The organism is Leifsonia sp. A12D58 (genome assembly GCF_047530025.1).
GTDB lineage: Bacteria > Actinomycetota > Actinomycetes > Actinomycetales > Microbacteriaceae > Cryobacterium.
The window spans coordinates 476,011-492,401 of sequence record NZ_JBLJAT010000001.1 but is presented as its reverse complement, the minus strand read 5'-3'; the positions used below and the strand labels follow the sequence as shown (position 1 = coordinate 492,401).

Sequence of the window (16,391 nt, the reverse complement as noted above, 5' to 3'; positions counted from 1 at the left end):
ATCCCTCACGCGTCCGCCGAGCCTGACCGGCTGACCTCATCAAACTCATAGTCCAGACATTCGCACACGGTGGGTGACCACTTCGCGCGCTCGAGTGCGAGATCGCCGATGGGGTTGACCCCTGGACCGGCAGCCAGCGCATGGCCCGCAAGGGCATGCAGGCACTTGACGCGTTCTGGCATACCGCCTGACGAAATCCCGGCGACCTCTGTCACAGTTCCGAGCTTTTCGCGATCGGCCAGGAAGCTCTGGTGCGCGGCCAGGTATGCGGCCTTCAGATCGGCGTCATCCGCCAGCATCTGGTTGTACTCGTTCATGACCTGAGTGGCCTCGAGGAACGAGATGGCGGCCGTCGCTGCCGGGTGCGTTAAGTAGTACAGCGTCGGGAACGGAGTTCCGTCGCTCAAACGTGGGGCTGTGGCGACGACCGTCGGCGCTCCGCACACGCAGCGCGCTGCAATACCGGCGACGTCGCGGGCCTGGCGGCCCAGCTGTGCTGAAACGATCGCGATGTCGCGGTCGGTCGGCGGGTCGAAAGGGGGTCTGGTCACTGGGCGACCGCCTCGGGGGCGAGGCCGGCTGTCATGACAGAGGCAAACATTGATTTGAGCCAATCGACTTGGGTGTCTTGGATGTCTTTACTCACCGGAGCAGTGTCTGCAGCTTCGGTGGTGGGCAGGTCTAGATCGTTGATCACGAGGAAGGAGATGTCGCCTGGCTGCACATAGGAGAGCCGATCGCGAGCCTGTGTCGTGATGTACGTGCGGTCATTCCACCGTTCGCGTTCCGACTTGAGCTTGTCGACTTCCGCCTGCGCTGACTGCACACCGTCTTGCAACTGATCGATCTGTTGCCGCTGTTCAGCGTACGTGCGCAGGCTGGGAGCAAGCACTACAACCGCCAGCACCAGGATGCCCATCATCACAAATGAGAAGCCTGAAACACGGATGCCGCGCAGCCAGCCGCCTGCGGCCGATTCAGCGCCATCAAGGGCTACCGGCTGCTGTTGGGGGCGAGATTTTGCCACTACAACTCCGTTCGCTGGCTTACGAATACCTGCACAAAAAAGAAAGCTCTCGAAGCGCGGGTGCATCCAGCGCTTCGAGAGCTCTCGTCACTACTTAGCCCTTGAAACGAGGGAAAGCGGAACGGCCGGCGTAAACCGCGGCCTCGCCCAGCTCTTCTTCGATCCTCAGCAACTGATTGTACTTAGCGACTCGCTCGCTGCGGGCAGGCGCACCGGTCTTGATCTGACCGGCATCCGTTGCCACTGCCAGGTCGGCGATGGTGGTGTCTTCGGTCTCACCTGAACGGTGCGACAGGATTGCGGTGTATCCGCTGCGCTGCGCGAGGGCAACGGCGTCGAGCGTCTCAGTGAGCGTGCCGATCTGGTTGACCTTCACCAGGATCGAGTTTGCTGCGCCGATCGCGAGACCCTTGGCCAGGCGAACCGGGTTGGTGACGAACAGGTCATCTCCGACGATCTGCACCTTGTCGCCGAGCTGCTCGGTGAGGTGGACGTAGCCGTCCCAGTCTTCTTCTTCGAGCGGGTCTTCGATCGAGACGAGCGGGTATGCCTCAACGAGCTCTGCGTAGTACGCGACGATCTCGGTGGCCGACAGCTGCTTGCCTTCGAAGTTGTACGAACCGTCCTTGTAGAACTCGGTTGCTGCGCAGTCGAGTGCCAGGGCGATGTCCTTGCCAGGCGTGTAGCCGGCGAGGGTGATGGCCTCGACGATGAGGTCGAGCGCCGCACGGTTGCTCGGCAGGTTGGGAGCGAATCCACCCTCGTCGCCGAGGCCGGTGGAGAGGTCCTTCGACTTCAGCAGGCCCTTGAGGGCGTGGTAGGTCTCAACGCCCCAGCGCAGGCCTTCGCTGAACGTGTCTGCACCCAGCGGAACGATCATGAATTCCTGGATGTCAACGTCGTTGTCTGCATGCGAGCCACCGTTGATGATGTTCATCAGTGGAACGGGCAGCGTGTGCGCGTTCGGGCCACCGAGGTAGCGGAACAGCGGCAGGTCGGCAGAGTGTGCAGCTGCCTTGGCAACGGCCAGGCTCACGCCGAGGATCGAGTTGGCGCCGAGGCGCTCCTTGTTATCGGTACCGTCTGCCTCCCTGAGGGCGGCGTCAACGATGCGCTGGTCGGTGGCGTCGAGGTCTTCGATCGCCGGTCCGAGGTCTTCGATCACAGCGTCGACGGCCTTCAGCACGCCCTTGCCGAGGTAGCGATCCTTGTCGCCGTCGCGCAGTTCGTATGCTTCGAATGCGCCGGTCGATGCGCCGGAGGGTACGGCGGCACGGCTGACCGTGCCATCCTCAAGCAAAACCTCGACCTCGACCGTTGGGTTACCCCGGGAGTCGAGAATTTCGCGGGCGTCTACTGCCTCAATGAGAGCCACAACTATCTCCTGTGTTCTGTGTTGATGGTTTGTTTGAAAACGACGCTGTCATCAGCTGCCAGTCTAGCCGCGAGGTCACCGAAGCGACTTGAACTCCAGTGAATCGGCATCTGACGCCTCGGTACCGACGAAGGCAAAGCGGCCGTATCCTGCATCCGCTGCGCGTTCGAGCAGCGCCTTCATGTTCTTGGCCCTGCGCTCGAGGCGCACCCGCAGGCCCTGTGTGATGAGCTGGCCCTTGAGCGCAACGAGCACTGCGGGGTCAGCGTCCTTCTCGTGAACGAGGACGACGGCGTTCTGTGCCGATGCCTCGTCTTCTTCGAGCAGGTCGACGATGCGTTCGAAGCCGATCGAGAAGCCGCATGCCGGAACATCCGTGCCGAGGAAGCGGCCGATCATGCCGTCGTAGCGTCCGCCACCGCCGAGCGAGTATCCCCTGGTGGGGTGTGCGATCTCGAAGATTGTGCCGGTGTAGTAGCCCATGCCACGCACCAGTGTCGGGTCGAAGACGATCTCAATACCCGGAACCGCGGCCTTCAGCGTGAGCAGGTCGGCGTATGCGTCCTGGTCGAGCCAGGCCGGCGGAGCGACGACACCGTCTGTGAGGTGCCAGCCGGCGTCACCGATCGAGTTGAGGGTGGCTGCCACGGCATCCGCTGCATTGCCGTCGTCGATGATGCCGAGAGCACCGAGCTCTGCGACGACGCCGTCGACCCCGATCTTGTCGAGCTTGTCGATGGTGATCAGCGCACGTTCGGTGAGCTCGGCCGGCACACCCCAGTGGGCGAGCAGCGTGCTGAGGATACGGCGGTCATTGATGCGGATCGAGCAGCCGGTGAGCCCGAGGGCATCGAGGGCTGCTGCCGTCGCGGTGATGAGCTCGATCTCGGCGAGCGCGCTGGCCTCGCCGATGATGTCGATGTCGCACTGCATGAACTGGCGGTATCTGCCCTTCTGCGGGCGTTCGGCTCGCCAGACCGGCGCGATCTGAATGGATCTGAACACTGTCGGCAGGTTAGCCCTGTGGGTGGCGTAGAACCGGGCAAGCGGCACTGTCAGGTCGAAGCGCAGGCCAAGGTCGGCGAGTGAGAGTACATCGCCGGTCTCTGCCGCGGCAATGAGGTCTTCTGCCCCCAGGCCACGCTTCATGACGGCGAATGCAAGCTTTTCGTTGTCGCCACCGAGACCGGAGTGCAGCCGGGAGGAATCCTCCATGACCGGAGTCTCGATCTCGTCGAAGCCGTGTGAGGCGAAGCTCGTCCTGATGATCCCCAGTGCATGCTCCCTGGTTGCCTTTTCGGCCGGGAGGAAGTCGCGCATGCCACGGGGAGGGGTTACAGAAGTCGCCATGCATCAATTCTGCCAGCTTGCCGTCGGCGACAACGCCGCCGACGGCAAGCGTGACAGATTCAGGAGGTTAGAGCGCTCCGCCGGCTGCACCAGGTGCATCCGCTTCGAGTCCGCCGTCGCCAACGTTCTCGCGAGCGATGAAGTTCTCCAGGTCGAACCAGTTGTCACCCGCACGCTTGGCGATAGTGAGCAGGGTCGACATCGAGGCGACCTCTTCGATCTGTTCTTTGAGGAACCACAGCATCGCCTGCTCGCCGAGGGCGTCGCCGTCTGCGCGAGCCGCCTTGAACAGCGCCTCGATCTGGCTGGTGACCTGCTTCTCCTGCTCCAGGGCGAGTGCAATCGGCTCCACGGCGTTCGCGAAGTCATTGCGCACTGCAGGGATGCCCGGAATCACAATGTCGAGACCACGGTCGAGTCGGTACTGCACCAGCATCATGGCGTGGTTGCGCTCTTCGAGCGACTGGCGATAGAAATGTGCGGCCAGCTGCGGAAGGTCTTGGTTGTCGAACCAGACGGCGATGGCGATGTACTGCTGCGATGCAGCAAACTCGTTTCCGATCTGGGCGGCCAGTAGTTCTTTGAATGACGTTTCGCTCATGTTCAGACGCTAACGGCAACGGCACGCCAGCACCAGTGAGGTTAGGCTCCGCGAACTTGCTTTCACGCCCCAGTAGACTCTCAGCCAATCTGCCTCCATCGGCAGAACCAACGGGGAGTCAGATGAACAACGCAGTGTCGGGTGGAATCCACGTCGTCGGAGTCAGCCGCAGTTTTGGCTCAGTGCACGCCGTGCAGGATGCGACGCTCAGCGTCGCGCCAGGCTCGGTCACCGCGCTCATCGGTCCCAACGGCTCTGGCAAGACCACCCTCATGCTGATGCTCGCCACCCTGCTTGCCCCCGATGCCGGCACCATCAGCGTCGCCGGTCACGATCCGCTCACGGACCCTGCCGCCGTGCGCGCCTCAATGGGCTGGATGCCTGATGCCCTCGGCGCCTGGCCCACCCTGAGCGTGCGTGCTGCCCTCAACGTCACCGGACGGATGTACCGGATGCCGCGCGCCCTGGCCGAACAACGGGCGGCAGAGCTGATCGCACTCACTGATCTCACCGCGCTGGCCGACCAGCCGTCCCGTGTGCTCTCCCGCGGCCAGAAGCAGCGCCTCAGCCTGGCGCGGGCGCTGGTGCACAACCCGTCGGTTTTGCTGCTCGACGAGCCGGCCTCCGGCCTGGATCCGTCAGCCCGAGCAGCGCTCCGCGACCTGATTAGAAGGCTGGCCGGCGAGGGAACGGCGATTCTGATCTCCAGCCACGTGCTGGCCGAACTCGACGAGATGGCCGATGCCGCCGTCTACATGACGAGCGGACGAACCGTCGGCGCCGACCGCATCGCGCAGGCAGAAGCCAGCGCCAGGGCGTGGCGCATCCGTTCCTTGAATCCCGTCGCACTTGCCGCAGCGCTGGCCGAGGTGGGGGTGGGACCTGACATCAGCAGCACTGACAACCTCGGCACGCTCGTGCAGGTCGCCCACGAAGCCGCAGCGGCCGAGCTGTTGTCCCGGCTGATCGGCCTGGGTGTGCCGATCTCGGCATATGGCCCGGCCGTCGGCGACCTGGAGCACACATTCCTTGACCTGAGCAGAACCAACAACGCAACTGGAGGGGTCAGCCTGTGAGCCGCATCGACGTGACCGACGCGCGCGAGAACGAGGCACCGCAGGGCGCCCAAGACTCCCCCTGGCGCACGTACTGGTCCGGCCTCTGGCTGATCGTGACCCTTGAGCTGCGGCAGCGAGCCCGCGGCGTCGCGTGGTACGTGCTGCTTGGAATCTTCATTCTTCTGGTCGCCGCTGTTACGGTACTCGTCTGGATAGCGACATCGGCGTGGGAGACCGGCGGCGGGGCTATCTACTCGATCGTCGTATTGTTCGTTCTCCTGCTCGGCACCCTCGTCTCACCCGCACTCTCTGGCAATGCGATCAACGGCGACCGCGAAGCCGGCACGCTGGCGACCACCCAGGTGACGCTTATCACCACGGGCCAACTCGTGCTCGGGAAGTTCATCGCTGCCTGGATCACCGCCCTGGCCTTTTTGGTTGCCGCTGTGCCGTTCCTGTGCTTCGCCGTGATCCTCGGCAAGGTCTCGGTCGCCACAATCCTGATATCAATCCTGGTTCTTGCGATTGAACTCGGAGTGATCGCGGCGATCGGCGTCGGCCTGTCAGGCGTGCTCGGTCGTGGCCTGTTCTCCATCGTCGTCACCTACCTGGTCGTTGCAGCACTCAGCGTCGGAACCCTGATCGCGTTTGCGCTGCTTGGCAGTGCGACCCGATCGGAAGCGACGTCGGTGTTTATCGATGTGGCCTCATCGAGCTACGACTCTGACACCGGCGCCCAGTCCGATATCGTCTGCGCACCACCCGTCACCTCCACATACGAGGTTCCGCGCTTCGATCTGTACTGGTGGGTCCTGGCAGCGAATCCCTACGTTGTCGTCGCCGACTCGTCACCCACAGTGAGCGATGAGAGCGGATACCCGTCCGACGTGTTCGGCTGGATCTCGTACGCCGTGCGCTCTGCTCAGGAGAGCCCGGAGTTGCACAACGTGAACGACTACTGCGCACAGGCAGCGCTGCCGAATGAGGGCTACACCGACGGCGCAAACCCTGACCCGCAGGATATCTACGCGACAACTGTGCCGTCCTGGTTCGTCGGCCTTGGCATCCACCTGCTGATGGGCGCCGGCGCGCTGTTCTGGGCCTGGCGGCGCACGAGCACACCGGCGCGCAAGCTGCCGACCGGAAGCCGGATCGCGTAGCAGCTAGTCGGTCGTGCCGAACAGGCCATTACCGTGCAGCATCAGCGTGTCGAACGCCTCTCCGTACGTGTCAGGCGCGCTCTGGCCCGGGGCGCCGAAACGCGCGATCAAGAGGCCGATCAAGCCCTTGGCCGGTGAACTGAGCGGTCGACCCTTGTACTTCTCTCGCGGTATCGGCGACAGTTCTGCGTTCGGCGGCGTGTACTGCGGATGAGTGTCCGGCCAGTCGGACACGGGCCGAGGAGTTTGCCTGTTGACCACGGAGAACAGGTCATTCGCCACCTCGTCACGCTCGGTGAGCGGGGCGAGACCATGCAGGCGACTGAGCGTCTTGATCACCGCGGCGTGATGCATTTCGGTGTTGATGACGGTTCCGGCCCGCGTATAGGCCGAGATCGCGATGGTGGGTACCCGCAGGCCGAGGCGATCGAAGGTGAACCCCATCTCCCCCTCTGTCGCCGGGCTCGAAGGCGGGGTCGCCGTCGGTGGAGCGACGTGGTCGTAGGTTCCGCCGTGCTCGTCGAAGGTCACGAGCAAGAGAGTGTTGCCCGCGTTGGAACCCGTCGACGATGCCGACGTCTTGATCGAGGTATACACGTCGTGCAGCAGCGCTTCGCCCGCTCGTACGTCGGAGATAGCATCACTGAAGACTTCGACACCGTTGACGTCGCTCTCGCGAACTTTGCCAACCGGCGGGTGCATGTCGTTGTGATTGAAGGTCATCCGCGGCTCGATGAACGCGTACGCCGGTAGCGTTCCGTTCTTGGCATCGAGGTGGTACTGCTCCATGGTTCTGAAGTTCGTCTTCCAGTACTTCTCAAGTACAGGGGCGTGGATGACGCCGGTGAACGACACCAGCTGGGTCGCGTCGTAGTACACACGCCACGAGATCCCGGCATCCTCGAGTCGGTTGAAGATCGTGGGCGCCTTCGGGGCATTCAGCCACTTGGTGTAGCCGCCACTCTTGTCGTTCGTGACGAAACCGTGCGAGGTGGATGCGTGGAAAAACGACCTGTTGCAGAACGTCTGCGACGGCACAGCGCAGTACCAGTGGTCGAAGACCGCAAAGTTACGCGCGAGTGTCGAGGTGACCGGAAGCATGTCGGGCGTGAAGCCACCCATCGCCAGCCGCAGATCGTCGGCCGAGGGCGCCTTGCCCTTGTTGAGCAGCCGATAGTTGATGTCGTAGTCGTGCACAAAGCCCGAGTTGGTGGCGACCTGACCGGGCTTCGGCGCGTTGAACGGGGCCTTGAGCGGCTCTGTGTACAGCCGTTCGTTCGATGCGGGGTCGACTGTATTGAACAGCTGCGTGTTCACGTGCTGGTATTGCTCGCCGGGGTCAGGGTTGGGCGACCCCATGATCTCGTCGGTTGACCCGCTGTACGCTTGGGCCTCGATGACCGTGCCATCCGGTGCCGTGTTTGTGTACTTACCCATAGCCAGACCGTCGAACTGCTGACCGTCAGGCACCGTGTCTGGCGTGTACAGCCAGCCCAGGATGTTGTCGAAGGACCGGTTCTCGAACATCAGCACGACGACATGGTCGAAGCCGGGCTCCGAGCGGGCGTTGAGCGGCCGGGCGAACTCAGCGTTCTCGGCCGCCCGAGCGCCGAGGGCTGATCCGACGGCGGCTCCCACTGTCCCGCCGCTGATGCCGCCGGCGGCAAAGCCTGCTGCGGCGATTCCCGTTGCTTTCAAGAATGATCGGCGAGATGAATTCAGCGCGCCGGATGCTTCCTCGGTGTTGTCATCGAGGTTGTCTGTGTAGTTCGCCATGTCCTAGTCCAGCTGGCGACCGATGATGCCAGCGTCGAACTGATCGCCCTGGTCACGCTGATCGTGCTGTTCGGCATCCCGGATCTCGTCCTGCAGATCACGGAGTGCACTGCGCAGCGCACGCTCGGAGTCGAGCCCATTGGCCTTGGCCGATGCAACGATCGCCAGCAGCAGCGGACCGAGGTCGTCTTCGCTCTCAATTGGCATCGCCTGCGGGGCGTTCGGATCAAGCAATCCGATCTTGTGTGCGCGTCCGAGCACTTTGTCGGCCAGCGCCAGTGCAGGCATCCCCTGCGGAATTCCGTCGAGCACGCTGGTGCGGTTCGGTTTTTCCTGTGCCTTGTAGCCATCCCAGGCAGCGACGACTTCTTCGGCTGTCTCCAGCTGGGTTCCACCGAATACGTGCGGATGACGGCCGACCATCTTCTGATTCATGTGGGCAGCGACATCCTGGATGTCAAAGTCTTCACCGCTGGTGTGCGCCGCGATATCGGCGTGGAACAGCACCTGGTAGAGCACGTCGCCGAGTTCCTCGAGCATGTCGTCACGGTTGCCACTCTCGATCGCTTCGATCAGTTCGTGGCTCTCCTCGATGAGGTACTGCACGAGCGAGGCGTGTGTTTGTTCAGCGTCCCAGGGGCACCCCCCAGGTGCACGGAGCTGCGCCACGGTAGCGATCAGGATGTTGAGTTGGTCCTGCTGAGAATTGTCGGTCATGTCTTCCTTAAGCGCGTGCACAGTTCACAACATCGTAGACCGCTTCGCTAAACTGAAATTCTGGTGAGCCGGGAAGTCTGGTCGGCGGGTGGAGGATTCCACTCTCGATCTCTACACGAACCCGTTTGGGTTGGAACAGGCACTCATGACAGCCTCCCGCATGAATTTCATCCGCTCTGAGCGCTACGCGGCAGCGCTGCTGCTGATCGCAGCTGCACTCGGCCTTCTCCTCGCGAACCTGTCGTTCGGCAACGACATGATCGCGTTCTTCGACGAACATCGTGATCTCGGCATCTTTGGCCTCGACCTGTCGATCAGCCACTGGATCAGCGACGGCATCCTCGCGCTGTTCTTCTTCAATGTTGCCGTCGAGCTGAAGCGCGAGCTGGTGATCGGCGATCTCAACAGTGCAAGCAAGGCCGCCCTGCCCGCGTTTGCCGCACTCGGCGGTGTCATCATCCCGGCTGTCATCTACCTGGTCGTCACGAGTGGCAGTCATCTCTCCTCCGGCTGGCCGGTACCCACGGCAACGGATATCGCTTTCGCGCTCGGCGTGCTCGCTGTCTTCGGGAAGGGCCTTCCGACTCGGGTGCGGGTGTTCCTGCTCGCGCTGGCGGTGCTCGACGACCTGATCGCTATCTTGATCATTGCGTTCTTCTTCACCCAGGATGCCCAGATGCAGTACATCGGCTTTGCTGCCATCACGGCGACGTTGTTTGGCATGATCAGCCGGCTGCTCAAGCCACGCTCCAACTGGATCCTGTCTCGAAAGCCGCAGTGGCCCCTGGTGGCCTCGCTCGTCGTGCTTGGCGTCCTCACCTGGTACTTCACCTACCAGTCAGGAGTGCACGCCACCATCGCCGGCGTGGTGCTCGGCCTCGTGATGGCCCGCGTTCCTGCCGGTCGCGCGCATTACATCATCGAGCCGTACTCCAACGGCGTCGTGTTGCCGCTGTTCGCGTTCTCTGCTGCCATGGTCGCCATTCCGCAGGTGAGCATTTCAGCGCTGAGCCCGGCGTTCTGGGGAATCATCATCGCACTGCCTGTCGGCAAGTTCGTCGGAATCACCCTCGCCGGCTGGCTGGGAGCCTCGATCTCGAAGCGACGTGGCGGCACAGTACTGGCGCTGCCGGACATCATCGTGGTCGCCTGCCTCGGCGGAATCGGCTTCACCGTCTCGCTGCTGATGGGCGAGCTCGCATTCCGCGGCCAGAACGAAGTGATCGACGAAGCCACCCTCGCCGTGCTTCTCGGCTCCGGCATCTCGATGGTCATCTCGGCGATCGTCGTGATGCTGCGGGCTCGCACGTACAGGGCTCACGCGCGCGAGCGCACACTGGCTGGCTAGAACGCAGGCGCGCTACTGAGCTACTGAGCTACTGAGCTACTGCTTCCGTCTTCGCCGGCGGGAAGATGGCGTCGAGGAACGTACCCGCCCACGCGATCAGCGTCGCGTCATCCGGAGCCTCACCGTTCACGCGGGGCAATGGCACAGTGAGTGAACCGTTCTGCGTGAAGTAGCGCGCGCCAGGGTACATTCGTTGCAGACGAACCTGGATCGAATCGGCGAGGTCGGCCGGTGCAACCCTGAGGTTCGAGCCCATGGCGACTACCTCGCTCAGGCTGGCCCGCTGGGCCTGCCTGCGGAGCCGGGAGACGGCGATCAGGTTCTTCACCGGCAGCGGCGGTTCGCCGTAGCGATCGGTGAGTTCCTCGAGCACGAGGTCGATCTGGTCGTCCTTGGCCGCCGGTGAGCTTGCCGACGAGAGCTTCTGGTAAGCCTCGAGCCGCAGTCGCTCGCTGTCGACGTAGTCCTCGGGAATGTGGGCGTCGACGGGCAGTTCGAGGCGCAGCTCTGTCTGGCCTTCTGCGACGTCTCCCCTGAACGTTGAGACGGCTTCGCCGATCATCCGCAGGTACAGGTCGAAGCCGACACCGGCGATGTGACCGGCCTGCTCGCCACCGAGCAGGTTACCTGCACCACGGATCTCGAGGTCTTTCAGCGCTACCTGCATACCGCTGCCGAGTTCGTTGTTGGCTGCGATGGTCGAGAGGCGTTCGTGGGCTGTCTCTGACAGCGGTTTGTTCTCGTCGTAGAGGAAGTACGCGTATGCGCGCTCGCGTCCACGGCCGACTCGGCCACGCAGCTGGTGCAGCTGGCTGAGACCGTATTTGTCTGCCCTGTCGATGATGATGGTGTTCGCGTTGGCTATGTCGAGGCCTGTTTCGATGATCGTCGTCGAGACGAGCACATCGAACTTGCGCTCCCAGAAGTCGACGACGACCTGCTCGAGCACGGCTTCGGGAAGTTGACCGTGCGCGACGGCGATCCTTGCCTCCGGTACCAGCTCCTTGAGCTGGGCCGCCACCCGGTTGATGCTCGATACCCGGTTGTGCACGAAGAAGATTTGCCCCTCGCGCAAAAGCTCGCGGCGAATCGCCGCGCCGACCTGCCGCTCGGAATACGGGCCGACGAAGGTGAGGATCGGATGCCGGTCTTCCGGCGGGGTGGCCAGGGTCGACATCTCCCTGATTCCGGTGACAGCCATTTCGAGCGTGCGCGGGATCGGGGTGGCGCTCATGGCCAGGATGTCGACGTTTGTCTTCAGCTTCTTCAGCGCGTCCTTGTGCTCGACGCCGAATCGCTGCTCTTCATCGATGATGACGAGGCCGAGATCCTTGATGATGATCGAGCCGGAGAGCAGCCTGTGGGTACCGATCACCATGTCGACGGTGCCGTCGAGCAGTCCGGCGATGGTCTCCTTGGACTCTTTCTCGGTCTGGAACCGAGAAAGCGCGCGCAGGTGCACGGGGAAACCGGCGAAGCGTTCCTGGAACGTCTCCATGTGCTGACGCACGAGCAGGGTTGTCGGTACAAGCATCACAACCTGCTTGCCATCCTGAATGGCCTTGAACGCGGCGCGCACCGCCACCTCTGTCTTGCCGAAGCCGACGTCACCCGAGAGCAGGCGATCCATCGGGATGGGCCGCTCCATGTCGGCCTTGACCTCGTCGATGGTAGTGAGCTGGTCGGGCGTTTCCGCGAATGGGAACGCCTCTTCCAGCTCGCGCTGCCAGGGAGTATCGGGGCCGAATGCGTGGCCTTTGCTCGCCATCCGCGCCGAGTAGAGCTTGACCAGCTCAACGGCGATGTCGCGCACGGCCTTGCGCGCCTTGGTCTTGGCCGCAGACCAGTCGCTGCCGCCCATCTTGCTGAGCGCAGGAGCCTCACCGCCGACGTATCGACTGAGCAGGTCGAGCTGGTCTGTCGGCACAAACAGACGATCGCCGGGGTGCCCGCGCTTGGACGGCGCATATTCGAGCACCAGGTATTCACGCTTGGACTTGACCGGGTTGCGCCCGCCGCTTGAGACCTCGCGCTGGGTGAGTTCGACGAACTTGCCGATGCCGTGCGTCTGGTGCACGACGTAGTCGCCAGCCGTCAGCTGCAGCGGGTCGACGACGTTCTTCCGCCTGGTGGCCAGCTTCTTCACCTGGCGGGCGTCGTAGCCGATGGTGCGGCCGTAGAACTCGGTCTCGCTCACCAGGGTGAGCTTGGTCTCCGGCATCTCGAAACCATGCTCGACGGATGCCTGTACCACGTATGCGATGCCGGGTTCGGGATCGGCGGGAAACTCGGGCACGATGCGGGCTGGTAGTTCGAACTCGGCGAGCACGTCTGCTGCGCGTTCGACCAGGCCGATGCCGCGCGCAGTGATGACGACGGTCCATCCGTCTTTCAGGCGCGTGCCCAGGTGGGTGACCGCTCCCTCGACACTGCCCTGAAAACTCGGTACGGCTTCTGCATCGATACGCACGGTGAGCAGATCGTCAATCTCGCGGTGCTCAGGTAGCACCGGAGCGTCGTCGGGAGCCGCCTGGAAGGTGCTGAGCGTCCACCACGGGTGGGTGGGTGCCTGCTGGCCGGGAGCCGAGTACTTCACCGATTCCTTGAGCGCGCCCAGGGTGATGAAGTCACCTGAATCAAGGTCGATCGGAGCCTCGGCCCCCGCGGTTGCGGCATTCCAGGCCGCCGAGAGAAACTCGCGGTTCGTCTCGGCCAGGCTGATAGCCCGCGATGCGACGCGTTCGGGCGAGATGACGGCAACGGCGGCGCCGGTCGGCAGGTAGTGCGTGACGGGAACCAGCCGCTCGAGAAGTGCGGGTGCCAGGCTCTCCATGCCCTCGACGGGGATGCCGTCTGCGATTTTGGCGAGCATGCTCGACAGGCTCGGGAACTCATGCTGCATCTCGGCCGCGCGCTGGCGGACAGCGGGACTCAGCAGCAGCTCGCGGCTCGGCGGCAGCGACACTGACTCGATCGGCTCGGCCATCGAGCGCTGGTCAGCCACGGAGAACGCACGGATCTGCTCGACCTCGTCACCGAAGAACTCGACGCGATACGGATGCGGCGCAATCGCCGGGAACACGTCGAGGATGCCACCGCGTACAGCGAACTCACCGCGCCTGGTGACCATGTCGACGCGGGAATATGCCACGTTGACCAGCTGCAGGGAGATCTGCGCGAGGTCATGGCCGCGCGCACCGGCGACCAGTTCGATGGGCTCATAGTCGGTGAGGTTGTCTGCAACGGGCTGCAGTGCAGCACGAACCGAGGCAACCACGATGAGCGGACGCCGGGTTGCCGGGTCTGACTTCTCCCAGTCACGCATGCGGCGCAGCGCATAGAGACGACGACCGACGATCTCGGCGCTCGGGCTCAGTCGTTCGTGCGGCAGGGTCTCCCAGGCGGGGAAATCGACGATCTCGGCGTGGTTCTGACCGTCTGGCGTTGAGCCAGGTGCGAAGCAGGCCAGATTCTCGCGAAGGGCTTCAGAGTCGCGCCCCGTTGCCGTGATGACGAAGAGCGCCTGAGTCTCGCCCAGCGTGCGTCGTTGCCCGAGCAACGCTGCCAACAGCGGTGCTCGCAGACCCTCTGTCAGCGAGAAATCGGCGTCCCTGGCTGCGAAGCCCAGTGCCTTATCGAACGTGGAGGCGCCAGAAAGCGCTGCGATTAAGCCCTGGAGGATCACATCCCAAGTCTAATCCAGTGCTGGCTGGGCACTTCCTGCTGACGCAGCCGTCGGCCAGGGCTACGGGCTGTGCACCTTCTGTTGAGCGGCAACCAGGCCTTCAGCGGCAACGAGCTCGACGGCATCCGCTGCATCAGACAGCAGCGAAGGGAGAACGGGGCGCTCTGTGGATGAGAAGTCGCGAAGCACGAAGTCTGCGGCATCCTGTCGGCCGGGGGGACGCCCGACGCCGACGCGGAGGCGGATGAAGTCGCCTGTGCCTGTTGCGGCGATGATGTCGCGCAGTCCGTTGTGACCGCCGTGGCCACCACCCACCTTGAGCTTGAGGGTGTCGAAGGGGATGTCGAGCTCGTCGTGAACGACGATCAGGCGCGACGGCGGGATGGAGTAGAAGCGAAGTAGAGCCGCGACCGGGCCGCCTGACACGTTCATGAACGTATTCGGCTTGGCGAGTATCAGTCGGGGACCGCCGGGAAAACTGCGTCCCTCGGCCACGGTGGCATTGGCCTTGTGCGACTTGAAGTTGGCCGACATACGGTCGGCAAGTTCGGCCAGAACCATCTGACCGACATTGTGTCTATTACCGGCGTAGCCGGGCCCGGGGTTACCGAGCCCGACTACGAGCCAGAGATTCTCGTCCAGGGGATTCCTCCGCTTACGACGAAACCAGTTGGGGATGACTACTCGGCTGCCGGTGCCTCAGCTTCGGCGGTGCCTTCGTCGTCAGACTCGCCACGCGGCACGTGGACGTAGAGCACGAGGGCGTCAGCGTCGGTGATGAGCGAGGCGCCTTCGGGAAGGGTGATGTCCTTGGCGTGGATCTGCGCGCCCTCTTCGAGGCCATCGACGTCGACGACGACGTTCTCGGGGATGTTGACAGCTTCGACCTCGAGGAGCAGGGTCTTGGTGTCGAAGTCAATGTTGGTGCCGGCAGCTGCTTCACCCACAACGTGGATTGCAACCTCAACCTGGACCTTTTCGCCCTTGCGAACGACGATAAGGTCGATGTGCTCGATGATCTGGCGAACGGGGTCCTTCTGGACATCCTTCACCAGGGTCAGGTGGCTTTCGCCGTCGAGCTTGATCTCGATGATGGCGTTGGCCTTACGCAGGACCAGTGCGGTCTGGTGGGCCGGAACGGCAACGTGCACCGGGTCGGTGCCGTGGCCGTAGATGACGGCGGGGATCTTGCCAGCGACGCGAAGGCGGCGAGCGAAGCCCTTGCCGAAGTTCTCGCGCAGTTCTGCGTCGAGGGTGTAGTTGTCAGCCATGAGATGTCTCCTTGCGGGCCTTTCGACCCAGATGATGTTCGCAGGCGGTGCCTGGCGAATCGGTGTACTGGTTCAACTCGAACGCATGTCAGCGTGAGGAAAGTCCGAAGGGGTCTTCTCGCCGCGTCGATAACGGATGCCACAGCAGCTGTTTCCAGTAGCCGCGAATCCCTCGCCGAAGTTCAGTTGCCCAGTCTAGCGCAGGTTTCTTATCGTGGATTCCGGCCTCGCGGCATGGGGCGAAGTGCACTCCTCCGCGGCCCGATAAGGTACGGATATGTCGTCAAGCCTCCACTCCCGCGTGCTCGACGACGTCGGTACCTCGATCGTCGACGGCACCTATCCTGCCGGGTCGATCATCCGCTCGGATGAGATCGGGCAGCGCCTCGGCGTCAGCCGGTCTGTAGCCAGGGAAGCAGTGCGGGTATTGCAGACGATCGGGCTCGTCGAGTCGGTCAAGCGCCTCGGGATCAGGGTGCTCCCACACTCTGCGTGGAACGCATACGACCCGACGCTCATCCGCTGGCGCCTGGCCGGTGCAGGCCGCGCCGCCCAGCTGCGCTCGCTCACGGAGTTGCGTGCGGCGGTTGAACCGATGGCGGCTGAACTTGCCGCAACTCACAGCCCGCAAATCCTGTCTGGCGAGCTGATGGCGACTGCGGCCCAGATGCGCACCGTCGGGCGCTCCGGCGACCTCGAACACTTTCTTGAACTCGACATCCTGTTCCACAAGCTCGTGCTGCATGGCTCAGGCAACGAGATGTTTGCCAAGCTCGACGGCCCCATCGCTGCTGTGCTCTCCGGTCGCACCGAACTCGGCCTGATGCCCACTCATCCCCACGAGACCGCACTGCAGTGGCACGTGGATGTCGCCGACGCGATTCAGGGCGGGCATCCGTTGGCCGCGCGGGAGTCGATGGAGCTCATCATGCGACGTACGGTGAGTGAGGTCGAGTCCACCTGGGCAGAGACCGCGCGGCCGTTCTTCAGCTAGATATTTCGAGGCCCTGCTGGCCTCGATCT

General features: G+C 63.4%; 14 protein-coding genes. 4 read left to right on the top strand and 10 right to left on the bottom strand.

What is annotated here, in order from left to right; all coding sequences use genetic code 11:
- Window positions 1-5: 5 nt before the first annotated feature.
- From ACMT3I_RS02355 to ACMT3I_RS02335, 5 genes are all read right to left on the bottom strand, one after another.
- Complete coding sequence (locus ACMT3I_RS02355; protein ID WP_414802833.1) at window positions 6-551, bottom strand: DUF501 domain-containing protein; 546 nt, start codon at window positions 549-551, stop codon at window positions 6-8.
- The gene (locus ACMT3I_RS02350; RefSeq protein ID WP_414802832.1) at window positions 548-1,027 is read right to left on the bottom strand and encodes an FtsB family cell division protein; all 480 of its coding nucleotides are present in this window, start codon (window positions 1,025-1,027) and stop codon (window positions 548-550) included. Before ACMT3I_RS02350 ends, ACMT3I_RS02355 begins: the two co-directional genes overlap by 4 nt.
- A 94-nt stretch (window positions 1,028-1,121) precedes the next feature.
- Window positions 1,122-2,402 carry a phosphopyruvate hydratase gene (gene eno, locus ACMT3I_RS02345; protein ID WP_414802831.1) on the bottom strand — a complete coding sequence of 427 codons (1,281 nt, stop codon included), beginning with the start codon at window positions 2,400-2,402 and terminating at the stop codon, window positions 1,122-1,124.
- A gap of 75 nt (window positions 2,403-2,477) precedes the next feature.
- Complete coding sequence (gene hisS / locus ACMT3I_RS02340; RefSeq protein WP_414802830.1) at window positions 2,478-3,752, bottom strand: histidine--tRNA ligase; 1,275 nt, start codon at window positions 3,750-3,752, stop codon at window positions 2,478-2,480.
- Between the two features lie 67 nt (window positions 3,753-3,819).
- A complete protein-coding gene (locus ACMT3I_RS02335; protein ID WP_414802829.1) occupies window positions 3,820-4,353 on the bottom strand; it encodes a ferritin in 534 nt (177 codons plus the stop codon).
- Window positions 4,354-4,475: 122 nt separating this feature from the next.
- Between ACMT3I_RS02335 and ACMT3I_RS02330 the strand changes: the two genes are divergently transcribed.
- On the top strand, window positions 4,476-5,429 hold the full coding sequence (locus tag ACMT3I_RS02330) for an ABC transporter ATP-binding protein (RefSeq protein ID WP_414802828.1): 954 nt from the start codon (window positions 4,476-4,478) through the stop codon (window positions 5,427-5,429).
- Window positions 5,426-6,571 (top strand): ABC transporter permease, encoded by a 1,146-nt coding sequence (locus ACMT3I_RS02325; RefSeq protein ID WP_414802827.1) that lies wholly within the window; start codon window positions 5,426-5,428, stop codon window positions 6,569-6,571. The genes ACMT3I_RS02330 and ACMT3I_RS02325 overlap by 4 nt, the downstream gene beginning before the upstream one ends.
- 3 nt (window positions 6,572-6,574) lie before the next feature.
- Here ACMT3I_RS02325 and ACMT3I_RS02320 read toward each other — a convergent pair whose 3' ends face one another.
- Both ACMT3I_RS02320 and ACMT3I_RS02315 read right to left on the bottom strand, forming a co-directional pair.
- Window positions 6,575-8,347: an alkaline phosphatase family protein gene (locus tag ACMT3I_RS02320; RefSeq protein WP_414802826.1), complete on the bottom strand. Its 1,773-nt coding sequence runs from the start codon at window positions 8,345-8,347 to the stop codon at window positions 6,575-6,577.
- Window positions 8,348-8,350: 3 nt separating this feature from the next.
- Window positions 8,351-9,064: a MazG family protein gene (locus ACMT3I_RS02315; protein ID WP_414802825.1), complete on the bottom strand. Its 714-nt coding sequence runs from the start codon at window positions 9,062-9,064 to the stop codon at window positions 8,351-8,353.
- An 88-nt stretch (window positions 9,065-9,152) separates the two neighbouring features.
- On the opposite strand from ACMT3I_RS02315, the gene nhaA reads away from it, so the two are divergent.
- A complete protein-coding gene (nhaA, locus tag ACMT3I_RS02310; RefSeq protein ID WP_414802824.1) occupies window positions 9,153-10,412 on the top strand; it encodes a Na+/H+ antiporter NhaA in 1,260 nt (419 codons plus the stop codon).
- 28 nt (window positions 10,413-10,440) lie between these two features.
- On the opposite strand, the gene mfd is transcribed toward nhaA, so the two are convergent.
- Genes mfd through ACMT3I_RS02295 form a run of 3 tightly spaced genes read right to left on the bottom strand, consistent with a single transcriptional unit; the run spans window position 10,441 to window position 15,368 of the window.
- Window positions 10,441-14,097 carry a transcription-repair coupling factor gene (gene mfd / locus ACMT3I_RS02305; RefSeq protein ID WP_414802823.1) on the bottom strand — a complete coding sequence of 1,219 codons (3,657 nt, stop codon included), beginning with the start codon at window positions 14,095-14,097 and terminating at the stop codon, window positions 10,441-10,443.
- Between the two features lie 60 nt (window positions 14,098-14,157).
- Entirely contained in the window at window positions 14,158-14,739 is a 582-nt protein-coding gene (gene pth / locus ACMT3I_RS02300) for an aminoacyl-tRNA hydrolase (protein ID WP_414803514.1), read from the bottom strand.
- A gap of 38 nt (window positions 14,740-14,777) precedes the next feature.
- Window positions 14,778-15,368 (bottom strand): 50S ribosomal protein L25/general stress protein Ctc, encoded by a 591-nt coding sequence (locus tag ACMT3I_RS02295; protein WP_414802822.1) that lies wholly within the window; start codon window positions 15,366-15,368, stop codon window positions 14,778-14,780.
- 277 nt (window positions 15,369-15,645) lie between these two features.
- Between ACMT3I_RS02295 and ACMT3I_RS02290 the strand changes: the two genes are divergently transcribed.
- Window positions 15,646-16,362 (top strand): FadR/GntR family transcriptional regulator, encoded by a 717-nt coding sequence (locus tag ACMT3I_RS02290; RefSeq protein WP_414802821.1) that lies wholly within the window; start codon window positions 15,646-15,648, stop codon window positions 16,360-16,362.
- Window positions 16,363-16,391: the final 29 nt, after the last annotated feature.